We start from the raw sequence: 7,340 nt of genomic DNA on the forward strand, positions 1-7,340 counted from the left end.
ACGTCAACCGGCCAGTTTCCGGAGCTCTCCCACCAGCGCCCGCAACGCCCGCCCGCGATGCGAAGAAGCGTCCTTTTCGGACGGTTCCAACTCGGCGGACGACCGCGTCCCGCCTTCCGGCACGAAGATCGGGTCGTAGCCGAATCCGTTGGCGCCACGGCGTTCCCGGATCAGCGAGCCGCGCCATTCGCCGCGCACCACGGTCTCGTCGCCACCGGGGACGACGAGCGCCGCAGCGCAGACGAAGGCCGCGCCCATACGCTCGTCCGGGGTGTCGGACAGCTGCGCCAGCACGAGGTCCAGGTTGGCCTCGTCGTCGCCGTGCTTGCCGGACCAGCGGGCGGAGAGCACACCGGGCATGCCGTTGAGCGCGTCGATGGCGATGCCCGAGTCGTCGGCGATGGCCGGGAGGCCGGTCGCGGCGGCCGCGTCCTGCGCCTTCGCGAGTGCGTTGCCTTCGAAGTCCGGAGCGGTTTCAGGTGCTTCGGGGAACTCGGGGACGTCGGCGAGGCCGATGACCTCGACGCCTTCGATCCCTTCGGCCACCAGGATGCGCCGGAGTTCACCGAGCTTCTTCGCGTTGCGGGTGGCCAAAAGCAGCTTGGTCACTTCGCGCCCTTCTTCTTGTCCGTACGCGGCTCGGGCAGTTCGCCGGGGTAGGGCAGCGCGAGCGCCTCGGTCTGCAGGCGCGTCAGCTCCTCACAGCCCGCCTGCGCCATGTCCAGCATGGTGTCCAAAGTGGACCGCGCGAAGGTGGCGCCCTCACCGGTGCCCTGCACCTCGATCAAAGTGCCCGCGTCGGTGGCGACGACGTTCATGTCGACCTCCGCGCGCGAGTCCTCTTCGTACGGGAGGTCGAGGCGCACGCGGCCGTCGACGACGCCCACGCTCACCGCGGCGACCGAGGACGAAAGCGGCTGCGGGTCGGCGAGGCGGCCCGCAGCGCCGAGCCAGGTCACGGCGTCGGCGAGGGCGACGTAGCCGCCGGTCACCGCGGCCGTGCGGGTGCCGCCGTCGGCCTGGATGACGTCGCAGTCGATGACGATCGTGTTCTCCCCCAGCGCGGCCAGGTCGATGCAGGCGCGCAGGGACCGGCCGATCAGCCGGGAGATCTCGTGCGTACGGCCGCCGACGCGACCCTTGATGGACTCGCGGTCGCCGCGGGTGTTGGTCGCCGACGGGAGCATCGCGTATTCGGCGGTGACCCAGCCGAGGCCGGAACCGGCCCGCCAGCGGGGGACGCCTTCGGTGACGCTCGCCGCGCACAGCACCCGGGTGTCGCCGAACTCGATCATCACCGAACCCGCCGGCCACCGCTGGAACCCGCGCGTGATCTTGATGTCGCGAAGCTGGTCGTCGTTCCTGCCGTCTTTTCTCGCCACGGCCGTCACTCTAGAACCAGCCGTCAGACGTCGTAGACGGCGCCCTGCTCGACGAGCTCGGCGGCGGGGAAGGCCGCGGCCGCCTCGGCGAGGACGGCGTCGCGGTCGGTCCAGGGCGCGACGTGGGTGAGCAGCAGCCGCCCCACCCCCGCCTTGCGTCCCAGCTCCCCGGCTTCCTTACCGGACAGGTGGACGCCGGCGGGCCGCTCGGGCGAGTCGGTCCAGGAGGCTTCGGAGAGCAGGACGTCGACGCCGCCGGCGAGGTCGGTCAGGGTGTCGCAGACGCCGGTGTCTCCGGTGTAGGCGAGCGTCTTGCCGCCATGCGAGATCCGCAGGCCGAAGGCCGGGGTCGGATGGTCGACCGGGACCGCGACGACCTCGAACGGCCCGATCTCCATGGGCTCGGTCCGCAGCGTTTCGAAGGCGTAGACGTCGGAGAGATCGGTGGTCGCCCGCTCCTCCTCGTTCGCCGCGTAGGCGTACGCGAGCCGCTCGTGCACGTCCGACGGCCCATAGACCGGCAGGTGGCGCGGCCTTTCGGGATAGGGCAACGCGGGATGGTAGCGCCGCATCACGGTCAGTGCGCTGACGTCGGCGCAGTGGTCGGGATGCAGATGCGAAAGGATCAGCGCGTCGAGATCGAACGGATCGCGGACGGCCTGCAACCTGGCGAGCGTCCCGTTGCCGAGTTCGAGTCCCAGGACGAACCCGTCCGCCTCGATCAGATAGCCGGACGCGGCGGCGTTGGGCCCGGGGATGCTGCCGCAGCAGCCGAGGATCGTCAGACGCACTGTGACACCTTAAGCACGGATATGGCGATTTACGCGCTGGTGGGAGCCAGCACACCCGGAGCGAAGCCCATGAACCGCTGAGCGAGCCGGGTGAACGGCTCGGCGGATCCGGTGGCGACGAACTCGTGCCGCGGCGGGGTGTCGCGTTCGGCGAGGAGATCGTTTTCGGTGAGGATCCGCACGAGGTCACGCGCGGTCTCCTCGGCGCTGGAAACCAGCGTGACGTCCTGGCCCATGACGATCTGCAGCACGCCGGACAGCAGCGGATAGTGCGTGCAGCCCATGACCAGCGTGTCGACCTGGGCGTCCAGCAAGGGTTCGAGGTAGCCCTGGGCGAGCCCGAGCACCTGACGGCCGGTGGTGATGCCACGTTCGACGAAGTCCACGAAACGCGGGCAAGCGACGCTGGTGATCTCGACGCCCTGAGCGCCGTTGAAGGCGTCGTCGTAGGCGCGGGACCGGACGGTGCCCTCGGTGCCGATCACGCCGATCCGGCCGGAGCGGGTGGCGGAGACCGCCCGGCGCGCGGCCGGCAGGACGACCTCGATCACGGGGACGTCGTAGCGCTCCCTGGCGTCGCGAAGGCAGGCGGCCGAGGCGGTGTTACAGGCGATGACCAGCGCCTTCACTCCGCCGTCGACGATGTCGTCGAGGGCTTCGAGCGCGTACTCGCGCGCCGTCGCGATGGGAAGCGGACCGTACGGGTTGCGGGCGGTGTCGCCGACGTAGCGCAGCTGCTCACCGGGCAGTTGCTCCAGGATCGCCCTGGCGACGGTGAGCCCGCCCACCCCGGAATCGAAGACGCCGATCGGGGCGTCGGCGCTCGGCTTGCTCACACGGCGAGGCTACCGGGACCGCCCGTGGTCGTTTTCTTGGCTCGGGTCTTGTCCATCCGCGCCACCACCCAGGCCGCGAAGACACCGGACAGCGCGCCGAACAGGTGGCCCTGCCACGAGACGCCCGGATCCCCCGGAAGCAGTCCCCAGAGCATCCCGCTCCAGATGCCCAGCAGCAGCACGGCCACCAGGATCTGCCCGACGGCCCGGTTGAAAATACCCCGGACCAGCAGGAACGCGAGCCAGCCGAAGGCGACGCCGGACGCGCCCACGGTCACGGTGTTGTCGGGCGCGATGAGCCAGACGCCGACGCCGGAGAGCACCCAGATGATCGCGGTGACCAGCACCCACCGGCCGATTCCGGCGGCCATCGCGAGGAAGGCGAACACCAGGACCGGGACGGTGTTGGAGAACAGATGCCCCCAGCCCGCGTGCAGCAGCGGCGCCCAGATCACGCCGTCGAGCCCGGAGAGGTCGCGGGCGAGGATGCCGCCCTGGTCGAGGTCGGCGGGCAGGACGACGTCGACCAGCTCCACCAGGTAGAGCAGCACGGTGAAGGCCAGCGCCACGATCGCGGCGGCCTTCGGGTTCGGCGGCAGGACGCGTTTGGCCGGATCCGTACCGGACGACTCGCTCGCCGGGACCGGCTGGGAAGGCATGGTGGTCACCTCCCCAGGCTACGGCCGTGACCGGCGATATCGCCTCCGTGAGAACCCTGAATTGTCGGTGGGGGCCGCTACGGTCGTCGGCATGGGGAACTCTTCTTCCGAGCACGTCGACGTGCCGGCCTACCTCGCGCGGCTCGGCGTCGAGCACGAGCCGCCGAGCCTCGGCGCGCTCTTCCGGCTGCACACGGCCCATGTGGAGCGGGTGCCGTACGAGGATCTCGAAGTCCAGCTCGGCCGGGTGACGTCGCTGGATCCGGCGGTGTCGTTCGACCGGATCGCCGCCGGGCGGGGCGGCTACTGCTATCACCTCAACGGCGCGTTCTCGGTTCTGCTGAAGGCGCTCGGCTACCAGGTCACACGGCATCCGGGCGGAGTGCAGGGGCATGGTGAGACGGCCGGGATCCACCTCAACCACCTGCCGCTGACGGTGACCGGGCTGCCGGAGGCACCCGACGTCGGCTGGCTGGTCGACGTGGGACTCGGGGACGGCATCCACGAGCCGCTTCCGCTGCGTGAAGGCGAGTACAAACAAGGGCCGCTGGTGTTCCGCCTGCGGGCCTCGGAGATCACGCCCGGCGGCTGGCGGTTCGACCACGATCCGCAGGGCAGTTTCGACGGAATGGACTTCGCCCCGGAGACGGCCGTGATGTCGGACTTCACCGAGAAGCACGTCGAACTGTCGACGGCCGAGACCTCCGGTTTCGTCCGCACGCTCGTACTGCAGCGCCGGGACGCCGACGGCGTCGACTCGCTACGCGCGCTCACCTTGAGCCGGCTGCCGGGCGTCAAGACCGTGCTGGAGTCACCGGCCGACTGGTGGACGGCGATCGAGGACGTCTTCGGTGTGCCTCGCGGCGAGTTCACCGGAGACGAGCAGGACACGCTGTGGCGGCAGGCCGTCTCCCAGCACGAGAGTCACGTCGCGGAAGGGAGCGAGGTCTTGCCCAGCGCGTAACCGACGGCGGCTTCGGCGTGCAGCCTGGTGGTGGGGAACGTGGGCACCGGGCTGTCTTCGGGGCCGACGAGCAGTTCGATCTCGGTGCAGCCGTAGATGACGCCGTCCGCGCCCGCCTCGACGATCCGCGCGATGACCTCGCGGTACCGCTCGCGCGACTCGTCGGTGACGACGCCGTGGACGAGCTCGTCGTAGATGATCCGGTGCACCGTCTCGCGATCGGCTTCGCCCGGCACGAGGACGTCGAGCCCGTGCGCGGCCAGGCGTTCGCGATAGAACGGCTGGCCCATGGTGAAGCCGGTGCCCAGAAGCCCGACGCGCTCGATGTCCGCGGCTTTGATCGCTTCGGCCGTGGCGTCGGCGAGGTGCAGGAGCGGGATGCCGAGACCGTCGGTGAGCCGATCGGCGACCTTGTGCATCGTGTTGGTGCACAAGACGACGAAATCCGCACCGGCGGCTTCGAGGGCGTGCGCGGCTCTGTTCAGTTCACGCCCGGCGTCGTCCCAGCGGCCTTCGGCCTGCATCGCTTCGATTTCGGCGAAGTCCACCGAGTAGAGCACGGTGCGCGCGGAGTGGTAGCCGCCCTTCAACTCGCGAACGCGCTCGTTGACCAGCCGGTAGTACTCGGCCGACGATTCCCAGCTCATCCCGCCCAGCAACCCGATGGTCTTCATACCCGCCATCGTGCCAGCGCCAACCCCGTGCCATGAACGGCCCGTTACTTGCAAATTTTGCAAGTAACGGGCCGTTCATGGCACGTACGGAAGGTGGGATCAAGCCCAGAGCTGCCCATCGAGCCTTTCGGCCGCTTCGTCGAGCGATCCGGAGTAAGCGCCCGTCGAGAGGTACTTCCACCCGGCGTCCGCGACCACGAAGGCCACGTCGGCGGGCTTACCCGAAGCAGCCGCCTTCTCGGCGACGGCCATAGCCGCGTGAAGCACGGCTCCGGTCGAGATCCCAGCGAAGATGCCTTCGTGCTCCAGCAGCTCGCGGGTCCGGCGAAGCGCGTCGTACGCCCCGACGGAGAAGCGGCCGTTGAGCACGCTCGCGTCGTAAAGCTCGGGGACGAAACCCTCGTCGAGGTTCCGCAGGCCGTACACCAGCTCGCCGTAGCGCGGTTCGGCCGCGATGATCTGCACGTCCGGTTTCGCCTCGTGCAGGTACCGCCCGACGCCGACCAGGGTGCCGGTGGTGCCGAGACCGCCGACGAAATGGGTCAGCGTCGGCAGGTCCTTGAGCAGCTCGGGCCCGGTACCGCGGTAGTGCGCTTCGGCGTTGGCCGGGTTGCCGTACTGGTAGAGCATGACCCAGTCCGGGTTGGCCTCGGCCAGTTCCTTCGCCCGGCGCACGGCTTCGTTCGAGCCGCCCGCCGCCGGGGAGAAGACGATCCGCGCGCCGTACGCCTGCAGCAGCTGCTTGCGTTCGGTGGAGGTGTTCTCCGGCATGACGCACACCAAGCCGTAGCCCTTGAGCTTCGCGGCCATGGCGAGCGAGATCCCGGTGTTGCCCGACGTCGGCTCCAGGATCGTGGAGCCGCGACGGAGGGTGCCTTCACGCTCGGCGGCCTCGATCATCGCCAGCGCGGGGCGATCCTTGATCGAACCGGTCGGGTTGCGGTCTTCCAGCTTCGCCCACAACCGCACGTCGTGGGTGGGCGAAAGCCGGGGCAGGCCGACCAGCGGCGTGCCGCCGAGCGTGTCGAGCAGCGACTCGAAGCGAGCCATGGATCAGCCTCCGGCCACAGCGGGCAGGATGGTCAGCGTGTCGCCGTCCTTGACCTCGGCCTCGAGACCACCGGAGAAGCGGACGTCCTCGTCGTTGACGTAGACGTTGACGAAACGGTGCAGCTTCTCTTCCTTGACCAGGCGGGCCTTGAGGCCGCCGTGGCGGGACTCGATGTCGTCGATCACCTCGAGCACGGTCTTGCCGCTCGCCTCGACGGACTTCTCGCCGCCGGTGTGCGTACGCAGGATGGTCGGGATGGACACGGTCACGGCCATGGTTTTCTACCTCCGGTGGGTTCTCTACTACGCAGACGTTCGGGCCGGCCCGGCTTATTCCGGGGCCGGGTTCAGCCGGTGATCTCGACGGGCTCCTCGGTGATCTCCCCGTCCACGATCCGGTAAGACCGGAACTGGTGCGAATCGGGGTCCTTGGTGGAGACGAGCACGTAGTGCGCGTCGGGTTCGGAGGCGTACGAGACATCGGTGCGCGACGGATAGGCGTCGGTCGCGGTGTGCGAGTGGTAGATGACCACCGGCACCTCGTCGTTGGCGTCCATCTCGCGGTAGAGCCTGAGCAGATCACCCGAGTCGAATTCGTAGAACGTGGGCGAGCGCGCCGCGTTCAGCATCGGGATGTACCGCTCGGGGCTGTCCGATCCTTCGGGACCGGCGATCACCCCGCACGCCTCATCGGGATGGTCACGACGGGCATGGGCGACGATCTCGTCGACGAGTTCACGGCGGATCCGGAGCACACCGCACATCTTAGGTGCTGGACGCACGCCTTCCACACTCTGAGATTGCCGCCACTCCAACCCGCGTTTAGTCCTCTGAATGCGGTCCTTGCACACGCAACTACCGCATTCAGAGGACTAACCGCGGGGTCAGGAGAGCGCTTCGGGCCAAACGTCGCGGTACGCGCGCATGTCCCCGGCGGAAGTGGCGTTCAGCACGCCGTGCACCATCGCCCGCGCGAACACCCGC

At 69.1% G+C, this 7,340-nt stretch carries 10 protein-coding genes; 1 reads left to right on the forward strand and 9 read right to left on the reverse strand.

The features are described from left to right. Window positions 1–3 precede the first annotated feature (3 nt). Genes rdgB through H5J31_RS31835 form a run of 5 tightly spaced genes read right to left on the reverse strand, consistent with a single transcriptional unit; the run spans window position 4 to window position 3,668 of the window. Window positions 4–609 (reverse strand): RdgB/HAM1 family non-canonical purine NTP pyrophosphatase, encoded by a 606-nt coding sequence (gene rdgB, locus H5J31_RS31815; RefSeq protein WP_181776363.1) that lies wholly within the window; start codon window positions 607–609, stop codon window positions 4–6. Beyond that, the gene (gene rph / locus H5J31_RS31820) at window positions 606–1,382 is read right to left on the reverse strand and encodes a ribonuclease PH (protein ID WP_181776364.1); all 777 of its coding nucleotides are present in this window, start codon (window positions 1,380–1,382) and stop codon (window positions 606–608) included. Before rph ends, rdgB begins: the two co-directional genes overlap by 4 nt. 23 nt (window positions 1,383–1,405) lie before the next feature. Next, window positions 1,406–2,173 carry an MBL fold metallo-hydrolase gene (locus H5J31_RS31825; protein WP_181776365.1) on the reverse strand — a complete coding sequence of 256 codons (768 nt, stop codon included), beginning with the start codon at window positions 2,171–2,173 and terminating at the stop codon, window positions 1,406–1,408. Between the two features lie 29 nt (window positions 2,174–2,202). Next, window positions 2,203–3,009 carry a glutamate racemase gene (murI, locus tag H5J31_RS31830; protein WP_181776366.1) on the reverse strand — a complete coding sequence of 269 codons (807 nt, stop codon included), beginning with the start codon at window positions 3,007–3,009 and terminating at the stop codon, window positions 2,203–2,205. Next, window positions 3,006–3,668, reverse strand: coding sequence for a rhomboid family intramembrane serine protease (locus H5J31_RS31835; protein ID WP_181776374.1), 663 nt, complete (start codon window positions 3,666–3,668; stop codon window positions 3,006–3,008). The genes murI and H5J31_RS31835 overlap by 4 nt, the downstream gene beginning before the upstream one ends. Before the next feature lie 91 nt (window positions 3,669–3,759). Here H5J31_RS31835 and H5J31_RS31840 point away from each other — a divergent pair, with 91 nt between their 5' ends. Beyond that, the gene (locus H5J31_RS31840) at window positions 3,760–4,632 is read left to right on the forward strand and encodes an arylamine N-acetyltransferase family protein (RefSeq protein WP_181776367.1); all 873 of its coding nucleotides are present in this window, start codon (window positions 3,760–3,762) and stop codon (window positions 4,630–4,632) included. Here H5J31_RS31840 and H5J31_RS31845 read toward each other — a convergent pair. From H5J31_RS31845 to H5J31_RS31860, 4 genes are all read right to left on the reverse strand, one after another. Continuing rightward, a complete protein-coding gene (locus H5J31_RS31845) occupies window positions 4,593–5,306 on the reverse strand; it encodes an aspartate/glutamate racemase family protein (RefSeq protein ID WP_181776368.1) in 714 nt (237 codons plus the stop codon). The genes H5J31_RS31840 and H5J31_RS31845 overlap by 40 nt on opposite strands. 99 nt (window positions 5,307–5,405) lie before the next feature. Continuing rightward, on the reverse strand, window positions 5,406–6,356 hold the full coding sequence (locus H5J31_RS31850; protein ID WP_181776369.1) for a PLP-dependent cysteine synthase family protein: 951 nt from the start codon (window positions 6,354–6,356) through the stop codon (window positions 5,406–5,408). A gap of 3 nt (window positions 6,357–6,359) precedes the next feature. Continuing rightward, window positions 6,360–6,632: a MoaD/ThiS family protein gene (locus tag H5J31_RS31855; RefSeq protein ID WP_034308802.1), complete on the reverse strand. Its 273-nt coding sequence runs from the start codon at window positions 6,630–6,632 to the stop codon at window positions 6,360–6,362. Between the two features lie 71 nt (window positions 6,633–6,703). Continuing rightward, window positions 6,704–7,111, reverse strand: coding sequence for a M67 family metallopeptidase (locus tag H5J31_RS31860; protein ID WP_328701667.1), 408 nt, complete (start codon window positions 7,109–7,111; stop codon window positions 6,704–6,706). Window positions 7,112–7,340: the final 229 nt, after the last annotated feature.

Origin of the sequence: Amycolatopsis pittospori, assembly GCF_013870525.1 — a bacterium.
Lineage (GTDB): Bacteria > Actinomycetota > Actinomycetes > Mycobacteriales > Pseudonocardiaceae > Amycolatopsis > Amycolatopsis pittospori.

Bases quoted from the DNA above. Each gene is read 5' to 3' on its own strand.
- H5J31_RS31835 (WP_181776374.1), bottom strand. From the start codon at position 3,668: ATGCCTTCCCAGCCGGTCCCGGCGAGCGAGTCGTCCGGTACGGATCCG.
- H5J31_RS31840 (WP_181776367.1), top strand. From the start codon at position 3,760: ATGGGGAACTCTTCTTCCGAGCACGTCGACGTGCCGGCCTACCTCGCG.
- H5J31_RS31845 (WP_181776368.1), bottom strand. From the start codon at position 5,306: ATGAAGACCATCGGGTTGCTGGGCGGGATGAGCTGGGAATCGTCGGCC.
- H5J31_RS31850 (WP_181776369.1), bottom strand. From the start codon at position 6,356: ATGGCTCGCTTCGAGTCGCTGCTCGACACGCTCGGCGGCACGCCGCTG.
- H5J31_RS31855 (WP_034308802.1), bottom strand. From the start codon at position 6,632: ATGGCCGTGACCGTGTCCATCCCGACCATCCTGCGTACGCACACCGGC.